The sequence below is a fragment of the Flavobacterium chungnamense genome (assembly GCF_039539165.1).
In the GTDB taxonomy this organism is placed as follows: Bacteria; Bacteroidota; Bacteroidia; order Flavobacteriales; family Flavobacteriaceae; genus Flavobacterium; species Flavobacterium chungnamense.
This window is the reverse complement of the sequence record NZ_BAABCS010000018.1, coordinates 32,511-48,969: the sequence shown is the minus strand read 5'-3', so window position 1 is coordinate 48,969 and position 16,459 is coordinate 32,511. Positions and strand designations below refer to the sequence as shown.

At 27.8% G+C, this 16,459-nt stretch carries 20 protein-coding genes; 1 reads left to right on the top strand and 19 read right to left on the bottom strand.

The genetic code is table 11. The annotated features are described in order from the left end of the window. Positions 1 to 9: 9 nt before the first annotated feature. The 15 genes from ABD771_RS09905 to ABD771_RS09835 all read right to left on the bottom strand — a co-directional run bounded on the left by ABD771_RS09905 (position 10) and on the right by ABD771_RS09835 (position 12,625). The gene (locus ABD771_RS09905; protein WP_345094048.1) at positions 10 to 639 is read right to left on the bottom strand and encodes a hypothetical protein; all 630 of its coding nucleotides are present in this window, start codon (positions 637 to 639) and stop codon (positions 10 to 12) included. 71 nt (positions 640 to 710) lie between these two features. Continuing rightward, the gene (locus ABD771_RS09900) at positions 711 to 1,622 is read right to left on the bottom strand and encodes a helix-turn-helix transcriptional regulator (protein WP_344816588.1); all 912 of its coding nucleotides are present in this window, start codon (positions 1,620 to 1,622) and stop codon (positions 711 to 713) included. Between the two features lie 55 nt (positions 1,623 to 1,677). After that, positions 1,678 to 2,376, bottom strand: a complete 699-nt coding sequence (locus tag ABD771_RS09895) for a hypothetical protein (protein WP_345094046.1) — start codon at positions 2,374 to 2,376, stop codon at positions 1,678 to 1,680. 69 nt (positions 2,377 to 2,445) lie between these two features. Then, positions 2,446 to 2,880 carry a WapI family immunity protein gene (locus tag ABD771_RS09890; RefSeq protein WP_345094044.1) on the bottom strand — a complete coding sequence of 145 codons (435 nt, stop codon included), beginning with the start codon at positions 2,878 to 2,880 and terminating at the stop codon, positions 2,446 to 2,448. Position 2,881: 1 nt separating this feature from the next. Then, positions 2,882 to 3,109, bottom strand: a complete 228-nt coding sequence (locus ABD771_RS09885) for a hypothetical protein (RefSeq protein ID WP_345094042.1) — start codon at positions 3,107 to 3,109, stop codon at positions 2,882 to 2,884. 11 nt (positions 3,110 to 3,120) lie between these two features. After that, the gene (locus ABD771_RS09880; RefSeq protein WP_344816592.1) at positions 3,121 to 3,846 is read right to left on the bottom strand and encodes a hypothetical protein; all 726 of its coding nucleotides are present in this window, start codon (positions 3,844 to 3,846) and stop codon (positions 3,121 to 3,123) included. Between the two features lie 322 nt (positions 3,847 to 4,168). After that, positions 4,169 to 4,648, bottom strand: a complete 480-nt coding sequence (locus ABD771_RS09875; RefSeq protein ID WP_345094040.1) for a YpsA SLOG family protein — start codon at positions 4,646 to 4,648, stop codon at positions 4,169 to 4,171. Between the two features lie 112 nt (positions 4,649 to 4,760). Beyond that, on the bottom strand, positions 4,761 to 5,588 hold the full coding sequence (locus tag ABD771_RS09870; RefSeq protein ID WP_345094038.1) for a hypothetical protein: 828 nt from the start codon (positions 5,586 to 5,588) through the stop codon (positions 4,761 to 4,763). Positions 5,589 to 5,662: 74 nt separating this feature from the next. Next, positions 5,663 to 7,309, bottom strand: coding sequence for a hypothetical protein (locus ABD771_RS09865; RefSeq protein ID WP_345094036.1), 1,647 nt, complete (start codon positions 7,307 to 7,309; stop codon positions 5,663 to 5,665). A 34-nt stretch (positions 7,310 to 7,343) separates the two neighbouring features. After that, positions 7,344 to 7,715, bottom strand: a complete 372-nt coding sequence (locus ABD771_RS09860) for a hypothetical protein (RefSeq protein WP_345094034.1) — start codon at positions 7,713 to 7,715, stop codon at positions 7,344 to 7,346. A gap of 84 nt (positions 7,716 to 7,799) precedes the next feature. Beyond that, positions 7,800 to 8,417 carry an NADAR family protein gene (locus tag ABD771_RS09855; RefSeq protein WP_344816597.1) on the bottom strand — a complete coding sequence of 206 codons (618 nt, stop codon included), beginning with the start codon at positions 8,415 to 8,417 and terminating at the stop codon, positions 7,800 to 7,802. A gap of 141 nt (positions 8,418 to 8,558) precedes the next feature. Continuing rightward, a complete protein-coding gene (locus ABD771_RS09850; protein ID WP_345094032.1) occupies positions 8,559 to 10,733 on the bottom strand; it encodes a hypothetical protein in 2,175 nt (724 codons plus the stop codon). A gap of 131 nt (positions 10,734 to 10,864) precedes the next feature. After that, positions 10,865 to 11,317 carry a hypothetical protein gene (locus tag ABD771_RS09845; protein WP_344816599.1) on the bottom strand — a complete coding sequence of 151 codons (453 nt, stop codon included), beginning with the start codon at positions 11,315 to 11,317 and terminating at the stop codon, positions 10,865 to 10,867. 34 nt (positions 11,318 to 11,351) lie between these two features. Further along, positions 11,352 to 12,287, bottom strand: coding sequence for a metallophosphoesterase (locus ABD771_RS09840; RefSeq protein ID WP_344816600.1), 936 nt, complete (start codon positions 12,285 to 12,287; stop codon positions 11,352 to 11,354). Further along, on the bottom strand, positions 12,284 to 12,625 hold the full coding sequence (locus ABD771_RS09835; RefSeq protein WP_345094029.1) for a hypothetical protein: 342 nt from the start codon (positions 12,623 to 12,625) through the stop codon (positions 12,284 to 12,286). The genes ABD771_RS09840 and ABD771_RS09835 overlap by 4 nt, the downstream gene beginning before the upstream one ends. A gap of 131 nt (positions 12,626 to 12,756) precedes the next feature. Between ABD771_RS09835 and ABD771_RS09830 the strand changes: the two genes are divergently transcribed. Further along, on the top strand, positions 12,757 to 13,998 hold the full coding sequence (locus ABD771_RS09830) for a hypothetical protein (RefSeq protein WP_345094028.1): 1,242 nt from the start codon (positions 12,757 to 12,759) through the stop codon (positions 13,996 to 13,998). Positions 13,999 to 14,144: 146 nt separating this feature from the next. Here ABD771_RS09830 and ABD771_RS09825 read toward each other — a convergent pair whose 3' ends face one another. From ABD771_RS09825 to ABD771_RS09810, 4 genes are all read right to left on the bottom strand, one after another. Next, on the bottom strand, positions 14,145 to 14,273 hold the full coding sequence (locus ABD771_RS09825) for a hypothetical protein (RefSeq protein WP_345094026.1): 129 nt from the start codon (positions 14,271 to 14,273) through the stop codon (positions 14,145 to 14,147). Positions 14,274 to 14,684: 411 nt separating this feature from the next. Further along, positions 14,685 to 15,503: an endonuclease/exonuclease/phosphatase family protein gene (locus ABD771_RS09820; protein ID WP_345094024.1), complete on the bottom strand. Its 819-nt coding sequence runs from the start codon at positions 15,501 to 15,503 to the stop codon at positions 14,685 to 14,687. A gap of 49 nt (positions 15,504 to 15,552) precedes the next feature. Further along, positions 15,553 to 15,789 (bottom strand): hypothetical protein, encoded by a 237-nt coding sequence (locus ABD771_RS09815; RefSeq protein WP_344816604.1) that lies wholly within the window; start codon positions 15,787 to 15,789, stop codon positions 15,553 to 15,555. Between the two features lie 8 nt (positions 15,790 to 15,797). Further along, the gene (locus ABD771_RS09810) at positions 15,798 to 16,211 is read right to left on the bottom strand and encodes a hypothetical protein (protein WP_345094022.1); all 414 of its coding nucleotides are present in this window, start codon (positions 16,209 to 16,211) and stop codon (positions 15,798 to 15,800) included. Positions 16,212 to 16,459 lie beyond the last annotated feature (248 nt).

Below are 16,459 nucleotides of genomic sequence, written 5' to 3'. Positions count from 1 at the left end.
TTTTTTAACCTACCAAGGTTTTATTTTTAAATAATATTCTGAAAGCGTTTTTATCAATTGATTAGTTTCTGTTTCAATAGATAAAGTTTCGCTAAACTCGACAAGATCTTGTGCTAATTGAATCATTTTATTTCTTGCCTCTAAATCGCTACAAGCTGATACATCATTGGGCCCTGCAAATTTTAACTTATAATCTTTAAATAAGTGCCTTTCTTCAGGTATATAGAAAAAACGATTGTAGTCTAACACATCCACATCATATAAAATCTGCTCTTCAAGGTTAGCTTCATTTGCTTTTAGTATAATGTTAGATGTAGTAGAAGAAAAATGATGCTCATATCCTTTGCTTCTTAAATATTTATAACAACAATAAGTACTATCTAATTCCCATTCATCAATTCCGTTATCCTCACGCATTGCGTCATGGTACATAATAGCATAAAAGGATTTTTCAATATAGAGGGAAATTGAATTAGATTCATAATAACGATATAAACTATCTGCTAAAAGCAAACATCTTATTATGTGAAATCTGCCATGATGACTTTCTAAATCAAAAGTTTCTTCATGCTTGCGATATATAGGTGCAATGTCTTCTTTAAAAATAGCTAAGGCATTATTTAATTGTGGTGGAATCATCTTAAAATAATTTTGTGCAAAAGTAATAGTGTAAATTGCCAAATAATGGCGATGTTAAAATTTTTAATGCATTACTTTACTATTTGTTTCATTAGGTGATTATATTCCTTTTTCATGTGCTTTTTAACTTTCTCAGAACCAATCAATTTAATATCACCTAACTCAGAAATAATTAACTTAAACAAATCAATATTTGGAATCAATATATACTCCACCAAAGTATAATCATCAATTCTTGTATTGGTGATTTTTTGTGTATGATGAAGTGGTTTTGTTTTACAATAATCTAAGTATTTGTCAGATATAGCTAATTCTATTTTATGAGGTGTTAAATCTTTAAAAATTGGTTTGTTAATACCAATCATAAATTTGTAATTATCTATTTGTTTTTGGATATTCTCAGTAATTAGCAATTCATCATATAATTCTAATTTGTTAATATCATAGATTCTATCAATACCAAAAACTCTAATTTCATTTCCATCAATGGGTAACGCCATTAAATACCAACGTCCGTTATGTTCTTTTATCCAAAGTGGTATTACGGTTCTTATTTTATCAGATTCAATAGACTCATTAAATTTATGGTACTTAAAAGAAAGTATTCTCTTTTCTTTAAAAGCTTCAAACAAAATGGGCAACTGATCAATTCCTGACATTACTGGTGAAGTATTTAAGATGTACTTCACTGCTTCTGAATTTTCACTTGTTAAATTTAGAAGTTTAACTACTTCATCATATCGCTCTAATAATTCAATATCTGAACTCTTAGAAATATCAATAAAATAACCTTTATTCTTTTTATAAATCAATTCAAAGCCAAGGTCTTCTTTTAATTGTTTTAAATCTCTTTCTAAAGTTCGTGCTGAAATATACTCTCCTTTTTCTTCAAGAAACTCTAAAATATCATTTTTGGTTTTATAGGTTCGAGATAAGAAATATTTTATTGTCGTTAAGCGAACAATATTTGGGTAATTTGACATTTTATAGAGCTATTAATAGTGCACTAAAATAGATATATTTTTCTAAATAATAAGACTATTTATCCCACAAATAATCATAATCATCTGGTAACTTTTTAATTCCGTTTATGAATTTTGGCAAATCTTCGTTTAACCTTTCAAACATATCTTGGACACTCATCTCATCATTCCACTCACCCTCTAACATTTGTTCTAAATAAAAATAATGTAAATGATTGATGGCTTTGGATGATGAATAACCACTTTTCATCATGGATAGCGCCACAGCTTTAAGATAATCAAAATTGGCCTCATAGTTTGAAGATACAAAAAAACCGATTACGTAGGATTCGTTAAAAATATCTCGGTCTTTTATTTTGTATTGTTCAAAGTATTGGTTCATGTAAACGTTAAAGTAATATGGATCTCTGTCAAACATTTCAGAAACAATGTGGTCAATTGATTTAGAGAAGTCGATATCCATAAAAATCTCCTTTAACTGACAAGCGTCAACCTCCTCTAGCGTATCAAAATCGTCTAGCATCATGTCTAATAATTCTTCTCTAAAAATAAGTCTTTTTAGTTGTTTTCTCGTTTTGATCTGTTTTGGCTCAGGTATTAAAGCAATTAAATCTTTTCTAATTTTAGAAATTTTAATAATATCCCCAAATTCAATTCTGCCTATACCATTCTCATCGTCTTCAAACTTTAAGTTTTTAACCAAAGCCACGCAAGGCAGCGTCAATTTAGAATAATCAAATTTTTTATATCTCATATATATTTAATTTAATTTATGTTTAATTGATAAATACTAAGTACAAATTTGAATTTAAACAATAAATTATTATTGTTCATAATCATGAAAAAGTCGACACCGACAAGGAAATTTTTCTTGTAAAATTTTAATCTCATTGGTAAACATATTGATATTTTCTTCAGTCAAATGCAAATCCCAAGTAATAGCTTCATCACTTTCAAATTCTTGATTAATAATTTTGAGAAAAGGAATATTACTTCTCTTAAATCTCAAAAAAGAAAATGAAGCATCTACAAATTCAAGTCTTTTGGGTTGGTCTTTTTTGTTCAACCAAATCAAAATTCTATCGAAATCCTCTACTAATAAAAAGTCAAGTTCTTTATTTAAAAACTCATTATTTGAATTAATCGAAATTGTAGCCATTAACCAATCACTGTTATATAAAATCCCTTCTGATTCGGGAATCTTATACCCATTGATTAATAATTCAAACGATTCGCTATTGTGATTGTAAATTTTCATATTATTTATTTGACAAATATTCTGTTAGGGCTTCATGCAATATTAATATAATACCAAGTGATACTAAAAAAACTTCTATTACTAAACCGAAAGGAGGAATTATAGCTAGATTCAAATAGAAAGATGCTAATTTATCTTTGTTTTCTTGGTCATCATTCATTTGTTTCAAAAATGTAAAACAAGCATGATTTAATATTACAATAACTATAAAAAGAAGTGAATTATTCATATTTGTTGGCTTTAGGTGAAACTTTGTTTTTGCAGTAGGTATTCAAACATTTCATTTGAAGTCTTTTCAGATTCTAAGCATTCAATTAAACAATCAAACACCAGTTTATCCTCAAAGACTTCGAATAGTAATACATCTAATTCAGGCAAAATCTTTGATAAGAGCAAAAGAAATAGTTCTTTTAATTCGTTATCCTTATCGATTTGTATTAGTACTATCCAGAATAGCAATTGTTGTATTGGAGCTACTTTTGAATCAAAATAATTTATGGAACGTTTTTTATTAAATTCATTTTGCTCTAAGTAATTTTCAATAAATTGTTGACTTTTTGCAAAAACAGCTACCAACTCTTTAACTAGAACACAACAATCATCAAAAGAAATTTCCAAAAATGGAGCTGCTTGATGTGCTAACTTTTCCATGGTGTTTTGGAATAATCTTATATCTCCTTTTGGGTTTAGATACCAAAGTAGGCGATGGTCTTTTGAAAGTAAATCAAATAGATTGCCTTGAATAATAACAGAATACTTATCTGTTTTCGGCAAAAAACTTAATCTTTCTTGATGTGAAAATTCATCTCTATATTGAATACTATAGGTTTCAGTCAAAAGACCTAAATCTATTGTAGTTGCCGATGGCTTTTTTACTTTTCCAGCGTTTAATTCGCAAATTAATTTATCAAATCTTGATTTACCTTTTTGCAATTGAGCATTGTCTTTTACATAAAATGTTGTCATTTGTTTTTTTTATCATATAAGTGCATCGCTAAAAAGACAAAAAACATTGCGGAGCACATAAACCCTGCTGTTAAAAAGTTTCGATGATATTTATAATGATCGAAATAACATAAAAAGCCAATACTTAATAAAGATCCTGAAAGCGCTAACAGACAGTAAACGATTTTTCTTGTTTCCATTTTGTTTGATTTTTAAGGTTTATAATAACAAATATATTTGAAATAAAATTTAAGTACCTTTTTTTGCAAGTGTAAATAAATGCAAATTCGTGAAGTAAAGATAGAATCAGGAGTTGTTCCCGATTCTATCTAAGTTAATTATGCTATTTCTGTTCAAGCACTTTTAGCAAAATTTGACCCACTTTTGCTTCGGTACCAGGCGATTTACTTTCGCGATTTCCAGCCACGTTTAAGATGATTCTTTTACGGAACCGAACGTATTGTTTTTCAAGAAAGGCTTTTGTTAAGTCAGTTGCACTTTCTAGTTTTGGGTCGATAATTATATAAGGCTTATATAATTTCTCACAGTGTTTAATGGTAAGTTTCGTACCAGGTGATTTTGCATTGGATGAAAATATCAAAGTCGCATCACTCGACCGAATATTCACAACCGTTCTAATGCCGTAGTCCTCAGAAGGACTTTCTTTCAATCCGTAAATTGATTGTAATTCTAAATTACACCCAAGTTCCGTTTTAAATCCCTTAGGAGCTTCACCACCTGTTGGGATTCCTAATTTTTTAGCCGCTTTAAGTCCACCTAAATCTGCACCTGTTTGTCCTCCGGAGATCATTTTTAACACCATACTTTTTACATTTTTAATATTAAACAATAGTTTGTCTAATAGTATAATGTGTTTAAAAGGTGTTTTGTGACGAAATGGAAGAACTTTTTTTAATTATTTTTAAATTTAATTTCTAATAGCCACTAAAAGTATTAGTTGCGACTAAATTATTATTTTGATCAACTATAAAAATATCGGTATCCGTATCATTATTAATAACAATATTTTTGTTTATACTAGAAAAATCTTGAGTTTGGCTTGTAGTTTTTCCTTTTAGTGAATAGAACACAAAAGTTTCGTATTTTGTTAAAGATTTATCTTCATCGATAGGCAAATAACAAAACCAAAAATTATTTTTTAGATTTACAATTTTATCTAACGTATCTGGCAATGGATTTCCATTACAATCTTTTTGATCGGTAATTGGATAATCTGTTGAATTTCTTCCTGATGGAGTCAATATACAATTTGGATATTTTAAATTTTGAAACTTATCACTATTGAAGTACTCAATACTATTTGGATCTTGTTGATGTTTGACTAAAACAGCCGGAAGATTAGGTTTTCTATTATACTTTACAGGATAAAGAGGGTCTTTAAAAAACTCACGTAAGTAATCAAATGATAAACGGATGTATTTTCGTGCATCACCTTGCCTAACTTTTTGATGAGTCTTTATTCTACTGAAAATACTACCTTCTTTTTTTCCGACGTAGTATGGCAAAAACTTCCAATTTTCTGGCAGTTCACGTTTATTAGAATAGTAGGAATCTAAAACTTCTATAACTTTTATATCTTTAAAGTCAATAGGCTCAGTGAATTCTCCATTCTCATATTTATACATAAATCCCCAAACATAAACTCCACTTGTATTTGGGTTTGAACATCCTTTTGGATTATTCTTTAAAATTCCAATTTTGTCTACATTATCAAAATGTACAGGGCCTTGAATTTTTAGCATCTTATTTAGTTTTAATGGTTATATTATTATAATGCACTTTTTAGTGCTTTTGTGACAGATTTTTGATGTTTATTTTAAATGCCAAATTTACACCCCGAAATGGCACCTCTACAATCTATGAAAATTTGAGAAAATTCATTTTTAAATTTTTCTTTGAATTTATATTCTCCCAAAAGACAAATTGGAAAATCACTACAACTTGTGGTCTTTCTTTCTTTGTTTATATTAACTAATAAATCAAATACTGCATCATCAAAACATTCATTAGGCTTATTAATTTCATTCAAAAGATTAATACAATACCATCCTTTTATCTCTATATTATTAATAAATATTTCATACATAAATTCTGAATCACTTGATAAAAAAGCATACATTAAATCATCAGTCAAAAAAGCATGTTTTCTAATTTCAACTATTTTTTTTAGAATAATTGTCTCATCAATCTTTGTTAAATTTTTATATAAAGCATATGGATCATCTACTTTACTTGGTGTTAAATGAGTTTCTAATAGATTCTTTAAATTAGAATTATCTTTAACTGCCCAATATGCAATTAATTGAGCTAATGATTCATGAGTTTTTTTATCTGTACCTGCTTTGTAACCTTTTGACCAGTTTTCATTATTATATGTAGCCCAATGAGTCAGCCAATGACCCAATTCGTGCATTAAAACAATAAAACGAACAGAATTAACCTCTATTTGTTTTTCATAACAATACTTTTCGATTCGATCCTTAAATAATACAATTATACCTTCTTTACTGTTTATTTCATCCGATGGAATCCAAAAATCAGTGTAAACACCTAAGTAATCAATGTTTTCATCAAGGTCTTTTATTTTTCCATAAATCTCTTCATAATTATCATAATCATCATAATAAACCTCAGGAAATCGATCTATTTTAAATTCATTTTGTTCAAAGATTCCTTTCAGTTCAATCATTTTGTTTATCTCTTGTTCAGAGAACCGGTAAGCTTGCAAGTGGTTTTTCATAGTTAATTGGGTTTCTATAAAATTTAAAAAAGCTTTAAGTGTAGTTTCTAGATTATCTTGCTCTGTGTTGACAAATGAAATTAAATGTTTTTCTTTAGATTTAATATTAAGAGGACTATTTAATTTTGCTCTTAATAACTTCAATAAAGTTCTATAATTAACATCTTTATAACCTAAGGCCAAAGCAGATTCTTTTAGAGTTTTATTTAAACTACCGGTTGCCGTGCATTCTAAAGCTAAAGTAATTAGTAATTCAAATAATTCAGATTCAGATTCAGACAAAGAACTTCTTTTTTCAATTTCCTCTGCGTAGAGTATTATATTTTTATAAATTTCATTTTCATCTTTTGCTTTATCGTAAATAATATCTATAAAACTTTCATTTTTTACTAGATTATTATCGTCTTTAACTATCTTACTTCTATATTCTTCTAATAAACCTTCTTTAAATCCACGATTCATCCAATAACCAGGATTAATTATAGTTGCTTTATTTTTTAAAAGCAATTTTTCAAAACCAATATTAACTATTTCAATTAAGGCAGATGAATCAAGATAAAGACAAGTATAGAATTTTTTATACAATGAATTAACAACATGATTAACTTCTAAATCAGTCCAATTTGGATAACAATTTTTAAATGTTACTTTTAATATTTGTCTGGGATTATCAAAAATTGGTTTGACTTTTTCTTGTTCTTTCTTAGAGTTTAATTTTGCCATTTTTTTTAATTTTCTTATTTTTTTAGTAAAAATTTTATCTTATCAAACAAATAACTGCCCATTTCTCGGGGATTCCATCAAAGTAGTAAATAGATGCTCCATATTTATCTTTTACTCTAATACATTGTCCATCTATAAAATAGAGTGCTTGCCCATATTTATCTTTTTGTCTGATGGTTTGTCCATCAAAATAATATAGAGCGGTTCCATATTTGTCTTTGACACGAACGGTATTTCCATCTAAAAAGTAGAGTGATTGACCATATTTATCTTTGACTTTAATGGCTTGACCATCATTGTAAAAAAGTGGTGTTCCATATTTGTCTTTAGACTTTAAAGTCAACCCATCTATATAGGCAATTGAGTTTCCATACTTATCTTTTTGCTTAATACTTTGTGCTAGCAAAGTAATTTGAGAGAGCAATAATAGTACTACACATAAGTTTTTTTTCATAATTTATTGAAATTAAAGGTTGGTAAAATAATTGGGTTAGTTAAGTTTTAATATTGGATGCACAACTGGTTCGATTGGTTCTCCAAATAATTTAAAATTAGCAATATCTAAAGGTTCAACGGTTAAGTATGCTTTTGATACTTGATTCTCTAAATAAAAACTTCTTAACTCCATTAATAATTGACCTAAAACATTGACTCCTATTACGTTATTTGGATTACTTTTATCTTCTTTTGTGCCCCAAAATAAATCTTTATGGCTCACCTCAACAATTGGTCTTGTTCCAGTTTTCTTTAACAAATGACCAAAACCATTAGGGTTACAAGCTAACTTAACCCTCAAACACCAATACATAATCGCTACTTTTTCTTCTTCAAAATCAGCTCTTGTGCATTTTAGTCTATGAGGCTTTGACTTCATTTTAGCGGCCATTGGACTTTTTTGTTTGATAATTTCTTCTTGAATTTCTGGATAATCAGGAAAACGACACGCTTGGTATAAAGCTTCAGAAGTTAAAATTCTTCTTTTATTTACCAATAACGGATAAACTATTCCTTTCATATTGGATAAACCACCCCATTCGGTATCTACTTTTTGAAAACAGCAGGAGTTCTTTTTGGAATAGGTTTGGTGATTAAAATTTACAATATACATATTCAAAAATTAAAAAAGTTAAACACTGATTATATAAAGTAAAGGACTTATTATGTGGTTTTGTGACAAAAAAAATCAAATTAAAAGAATCTATTTTCATTGATGATCGTTAAATTTTAAGAGTTCATGTTTTTTTTTATTTTATAACATAGTAAAGCCAAATTTATTAGCATTACTTTTACATTTATAAAAATCCTTTTGAATTTTGAGTTCATTGTTTTTAAGCATTTCAGTAACTGCTTTATCTATTGAATTCTTTGTATAATTTCGCCTTTCATCATCTCTAATTTCTCTAATTTTTCTTCGTACAGCAGGAAAAGCGTTTTTACCTGTATATCCTAATAATACAGCAAATTGAAAAACAGGCATAGAAAACATTCTATAAGAAGCATATTGATGACAATCATTTTGAGCAAAACCGCGAATAAAATATTTAATTAAATTAAAACTATTTAGGGCTGCATATGACATATAAGTTCTTGAACCAAAGGAATTGGCTTTATACATCTTATAAGGTTCTTTTGTAATATAATGCCCCCAACCATTTATATAGCCTTCTAACATTTCTTTCGTAAAACGCAGTTTTTTGGGCACACCTCCGCTTCTTCTATTTAATAACCATGGCGATAACTTTAGGCTATCTAAATGTTTTTTATTAGCAGGTATTGATAAATCTAAACTTCCTAACACTAATGGTTCAGAAATCTGAAGATCTCTAGGATAAGCAAAATAAAATGTAACATCTAGTTCAATGGCTTTTTTCCAAACCGCAACTCTTAATATTTTGAAATCTGCTCTTTTACGTGAAATTGGAGTAAAAATATCTGAAAAATCCTGATTATTATGATTTATAATTAATTGTACATTACGGTGGATTGCTATATCTAATGGTTCATCAATAGTTTCAATTAGATAATCATTTAATTCTGTTATAAAAGAACGTTCAGAATAGTTTTTTGGTCTTTTCGTAGTTAGTTTTTTTAAACCATCCGGAAAATAAACTTTTAATGCTTTTTGAAATCGTTCTGATTTTAAAACAAATGTAGGAACTGCTTTCAAATCATCTTCAGAAAGTATATGGTCAAAAACCAAATCCAACCATGAATCAATTAAAAGCTCTTCAGACAATTCACCTTTATAATAAGAGGACATTTTCAATTTTTCAAAAATGTTGGGTGAAGATTTAATAATATTTGAAAAATCAAGTTTTTCATCTAAATTACAATCTATAATTATTTGATCCATAGAGTATACATTTAGATAGGAATTAAAATCAATTTCTTCCACATTTATATTTTCAGAAAAATTGGGATAAGGTGAATTATTAATTAACAATGGAAAACGCTTTAATTGTAAGTTCCACCAGTTTTCATCTTTACTTTTAATATCAACTTTACTTACTAATGAAATATCCGCACAATCGAACTTTAAATGATTGAGCACTAAATATATTTCACTTAACCAATTGTACGGTACTGCATTATTTCTTCCTCTTATTTCGTGGATTATTTTTTTTTCTAAATCACAACGTATAGCTACAACAGGGATATCATTATTATAAAATATTAAGAAATCACATTTTTTAATATAACTTTCTGCAAAAGAACTAGAAGCTATACACCAACCTGACTTATAAGCTAAAGAACTTAATAAATTAGAATTTTCAATCCCTTTCGTTACAAATTTCCATGTGTTTATTATTTTAACTTGGTACTTAGTGGCAACTCTATTAAAATAAGTTTTAGCAATGCTCTTATTTGGGTTGAGAAGCTCGTTAGAAATACGTTTGTATAATATTTCTATACTATTAATTTCAGGTTTAGGAAGAATTCTTCTTTGATTTTTTCCATACAACTCGAATACAGATAAAAGTACGAGATAATGGAAAGCTTCTTTATTTGGATATTTTGTTTTAAGCAAATTAATCCATAACTGGAATGCAGCAACTTTGTTATTATTTATGTATTTTTCTACAAGCTTCGCCGCAAACTCATTCCCATTTTCTATAAGTTGTTGGTTTATTTCTTTGATTTGAGCTTCAGAAAATTCATTATCAAATTCTAACAAAAACTTTACATCTGGTGTTTTACTGTATTTATAAAAAAAGGATTTACCTTCTAAACTACTATTGGTAGCATTTTGTATTAATTCAGTGTATAAATGATTTTTAATATAAGAATCCAATTCAGTTTCGCTTTTCACAACAGATTGCCAAGGAATCTTATTCTCATATTTTGCCACAAAAAATTTTAAAATCGGATTTACAATATTAAACTTTTTTACTTTGCTTGGAAAATTATACTCTAATTTTTGCATGTAATTACAATTTCATTTTTTGCGAAATAGACGGATATTCTTTCGGAAGTATTTTTAATAATTCGGGGTTCTCTTTTAGTTCTTCTATATAATTTGCTTTTTCTGACATTTAGATTGTTTTAAAGTTTAGGTTACTGACCATATCTACTACCTATAATAAACCCATAATAATTATATAATATTTCTGCTATTTTTCCATAATCCTCTTTGCCATTTTCACCTGACAAGTATGGAATAAATTTAATGTAAAAACTTTTTAATACAAAAGCTATGTTTTTTGGATTTAATAAAGTTTCAAATCTACTTTTTTCAGCATCGGAGATTTTATTCAATTCCGCCTCTATTTGTTGAATATCTAATCTGAACACATGGGAAATTTTAAATGATTTCTCTTTTATAAAAACACCATCACAATAAGGAATCCAAAATTCAGCAACAAAATAGCCGTCTTTTATTTCGGAAGATTCTGGAGTATAATATATCGTTTCCAAATTATCGTACATTTCAGTATTCAAATTTGTACTTTGTATATAAGGTTTGAATATTTCAAAATTTCTTTTTAGTTTATCTTGATTTTCTTTCATAATTTATTTTAAATTTAATTCTTATATTTCCAATTTATAGATGTGTAATAAAATAATCATTTGACAATACTTCTCTTATAGTATGCCTATAAGCCACTAAAATTCCTTTTTTAGCAATACTATAATCAACACAACACGCATTGCTACTCATTAACTCAACCTTATTTGCATCCATCCAATAATGACCAAAGAAAACAGGAGTGTGTTCCCTCTCATAAAAAAAATCATAATCGTGGTTAAAAGTAGAAATATCTTTATCAATCATGTGTCCTGGAAGTGAAGCGAAATCCTCTCCAAAAAGAGTTCTTTTTCTAGCTTGCCACCATTTTATTCTAGCTTCTGTTCTTGGTTCTGAACCATGATCATTATAATGTAAGGCTTCAGGTAATTTAAGTTCTTTTCCTTTTAATAATATCTCTATAGATTTATATAAATTGGGTGTAGCATAAACCTTTCTAAGTCCTTCCTCATCTAATCTTTCAATAGTAGATTTTTTTATATTTTCGATAGCCTCTACTTCCCATTGTGCATGTACTGCTCTGAAATGTTCCGACTCAATTGCTATTGGTAATTGAGCTATCCAATCTAAATAACTATCTAAATCTTTTCCTAAAAAAGCAGCATCTGTTTCTTTAACCTGATGGCGTTTAGATTGGCTTCTAAACGAATTTCCTTCTTTATCTTTATGATTTAATTCTAAAAAGTTTAATTCATGATTTCCCATTAAAGCGATCGCATTACCTGTTTCTTGCATATTTTTGACTAATTCAACCGTTTCAAATATCTTAGGTCCACGGTCTATATAATCACCTATAAAAACTGGAAACCGTTCTGGATGGCTATAGATTCCATCGTTAATAGTATAGCCCATTTTTTCAAACAATTGTATCAAAGCATCAAAATGCCCATGAATATCACCTATAAAATCGGGTTGTTTAGTTTGATTGTAATCAATAATTAATTTGCTCATATAGTTTGTTTTTCTTTTAGTTCTTGTCGCATTTTTCTTAAGGTGTTAATAGTCTGCTTTTCGGTCGCTGCATCTTCATCTGAATTTAAATAGTTCGTAATAACCATCGAAAGAACAAATGCTATAAATGAATTATTTATTAATCGCATTTCATTACCTGTCTTGTAATAATAATAAAAATTAATACCCATTGAAAAACCAAAAACTAATATTCTGTAAAAATTCCTAGAGAAAAGAAAATACAGCGTTTTTGAAATTCTAATATTTGTTAGTAATTCGGAATCATTTGCATTCTTGTACTGCAACCTAACTTCTTCATTTTCTTCAGAATAAATCATAATAAAAAGGAGTTTAATTAAATTCATAATCAAAAATAAGTAATTTAAATCCACTTGTCAAATGTGGGAAATTGCAAATAATAGCAAATAAAAAAATACTAGAGTTTTTTGTATTTTAGCAATTTAATATTATGGCTAGAATAGCAACCAAACCTAAACCTGAACATCTGCAATTTCTTAGAAAAGAGATTTGTAAAAAACATGGCAATAGCATTTTAGACACCATTGATTGCGATTGGGTGAGTAATAAAATGGATAATAATGTTAGCTCTGATACCTTAAGAAGGTTATTCAATATTGTCAAGAACAACACTACACTTTCTATTAACTCACTAAACTATTGTGCTGAATTTTGTGGGCATTCCGATTGGGGAAAATTCATAGAATACTATAATCAAGTTGCAATTGACGAATTTAAAATTTTGCTATTAAAAAGTTTAGAAGGTGATTTTGATACTAGTTTGCTTATTAAAAAAATTGAAAGTCTTGAAGTAAACAAAGAAGTTTATGATCTTTTTATTCAAATTATTTTAATAAAGGCATTACAAAAAGACGAAAATTTCTTTAAAAACTTTTTTGAATTTGAAACGCTTTTTGTTGATATTGAAAATAATAGATATTCGATTTATTTTATATTGCATCTTTTAACAACCCTATGTATAAAAAACGAATGGTTGCAAAAAATTGCCTGCAACTATTATTTTAATTTAGACAACACCTATGCTTTTGAGACTGATTTTTTTGTTGAATGGGTAGTTACTCCACAATTTGAATTTTACCGAGTATTATTAAATCAATATTATGAAGTAAAAAAAGACAACTTAGAATCCTATGCTTTTTATCATCTAATTTTAGCCAATTACTATGCTGAAATCAAAGATTGGGTCTCTTTTAAAATTCATTATAAGGCAATTAAAAAAATAGATTATTCCAAAATTAATAATAACATTCTTTTAATGCGGATTAAAGGAATAACTTTAATTAATGCTAAACAATATAAACCAGAATTGGTTCCTCAATTATGTAACGAAATAAGTGCTATTAATTTTAAGTCTTTATATGAAGATGTAAGTGACCGAGTGACGTCTATATTCATTATAAGTCTATTTTTACATAAATGTAACGAGCACAAAATCATCATTGATTTAGCTATAAAACATGTTCCTTTAAACGATTTACTTTTTACACAATGGGGAGAACAAAATTGGAATCATTACAAAATAGTATATACTTATAGTTTGCTTAAAACTAATGAAATTGAGAAAGCGACAGAATTATTTAAAAGTATTTCTAGTACTAATTATGATTTAAATTTTTCTCCTGTAACTGATACCATTTATAAAAAACTACAAAAAGAGTTGGTCACAATATAATTACTTTTTAAAACATCTATTTCATTATAAACTTAGTAATCAATTGATAAAATAAATAGCAAGTTACTATTGTAAATGCAATTATCAAACCTATGATGATAATTTGTTTCAATAGTTTGTTTTGGTTTTTGGACATTGTTTCAGGATTAGATAAATGATGATGTTGGATTATATAATAAATAAAGGAATAGGGCAACAAGAATAAAAAAGGTGATGATTACTACAATTGCTAAAAAGAGAATTATTGTTTCTTTTGTTTGTTTTATTTTTGGCATAGAGATTTTGGCATATAAATTTAAGTATGATTTTTGTTTAAAAAAGAGGATAACTAGTATCCTCTTTTTTTAGTAAGCATTTCGCTTACAATTAAAACCCACTAACTGATTTTGGTTTATTTAACGTGTAAATTTAATGTATATAATTAGTTTAAAATAGTTCAAGTTAGTTCAAGTTGTAAACTGTATAATTAAACATTACAAAACTACTATATTATTCTACAAATACCATGCAGTCTGAAATTAATAAAGGACTATTTAATTTATTACGACCAAAATAACACATCTTCCCGATGTTTTAGAGCTTCATTTGAACTTTAAAATAAAGAACTATTCAGTTTTCAAATATATTGTAAATAGTTATGGAGTGCGAAATCAAATAAAGGCTAATAAAAGTGTTGCTTTATACTCTCAATTTATTTTAAAAACACTCCAAATAGGAACATGGTCAGAAATTTTTCTTGCTTCTTTTAACGTAATAAATTTTTCGTAAAAAGGTATGATTCCAGAATTTAAACTAGTCGTTTTCATTGCATCATAAAACATATTGTCATACTCAGAGGCTAAACAATAATTGTTTATACACTTTTGACGCAAACTTGTTTTTTGATTGGTTAGTATACTTTTATATCCCTTCTTTTTTAGAGGGATAAAAACGGTATTGGATTGGGGGCAATTAAAGTCGCCCATAAAAATAAGGTTTAATTTTGGGTATAAAGCTGGTAATAATTTGAAATATTTAATTTCACTTTCAGGATTTTTCTTTTTAGGTACAGCATGAAAAGAAGCCAAGGTAAATTGCTTTCCTTTAAATTCAAAAGTACTCATAAAAGGTTCTCTATCTATTTCTTTCTGAAAATTTTGCTCCAACCAACTTTTCCCAATTTTTTTTACTTGCGAAACTTTCCACAAAAAAGCATAACGTTCTTTACTAGATGGATTCTCGCTAGTAGTAACATCACTAATAGCATAATCCCATTGAAATCCTTTATTATTCAAAACAGCTATTAATCTACTTACTGCTTTTGCTCCTCCATTACCTGCAACCACCTCTTGAATCGTCACAATGTCATATTTATTTATAGTAGTTGCTATAAATTCTAATTCACTATCCGACTTTGATTTACCAAAATTCATTATGTTCCAACTGCAAACAGAAACTTGAGCAGTGGAAAGAAGTGTAATAATAAAAAATGAGAAAAGAAAAAGTAGTTGTTTATTTAAGAACATTGAAGTTTGTTTTTAGCTAAAATAATAAAAAAGTAACGCAAAAATAATCTTAATTGAAAATAGCTGTTATTAAAGCCGCAACACCCCATACCGCAACACAAGCACCTGTTACAGCAATACTAAGTTTTGTTCCCCACATTGCAACACCACTTTTAGTCCAGAAATCTCTTGGTGGAATAAAAAAATCGGAAAATTTCCATCCAATTATAAATCCTATTAAGGCAATAATTCCTGTTCCAATTAATGTAAGTACTCCCATAAAGGTTAAAAGTATTGTTAATTTCATCTTGTTTTTTATTTAAAATAATGGATTACCGTATCGATAACTTTTTTGTATAATGAAAATGACTCATAAAGAATTTTGTTTCCAAAACAAGCAATTAATGTCAAACCAATAATTGAAAACAGAAAATAATACAGTTCGTTTTTTTTCTTGGTTGAGTTTGTTTTGGTTATTCTTATAATTTCCGTTTCATAAAAGGCAGCTTCATCAAAAGCTTCTAGTTTTTTCAATCGCATAATGCCAGAACGTATTTTTATCTCAAAAACATCACTTTCTTCATTTTCTATTGGCGATTTACCAGCTATTGAAAACAATACATCCAACTGGTCGCAAATTGATTTAGCATCCTCTTTAAAAACAATTTTTTCAGCCTGTTTTAATAATGATGAAAAATCTTCATTGTTATTTAATTCTTGTTTTGGCATTTATTTATTCATTTGATTTATGATAAAAATCCATACTACATCATTTTTTATAGGCATTAGGTAAAGCCTTACTAACAAATGAATGTGCTATTCAAGCATTAATTATATTTTTCAATTAATGATTTATTTTTTCTTCTTGGCGCCTCCCAAGGTTGTTCTTTTATCTGCTTTACCAGCTTTTGTTACTGTTTTAGTAGTGTGTTTAGATCCTGTTACACTAGTTGTTTTCGATTTTGCCATAACTTTTC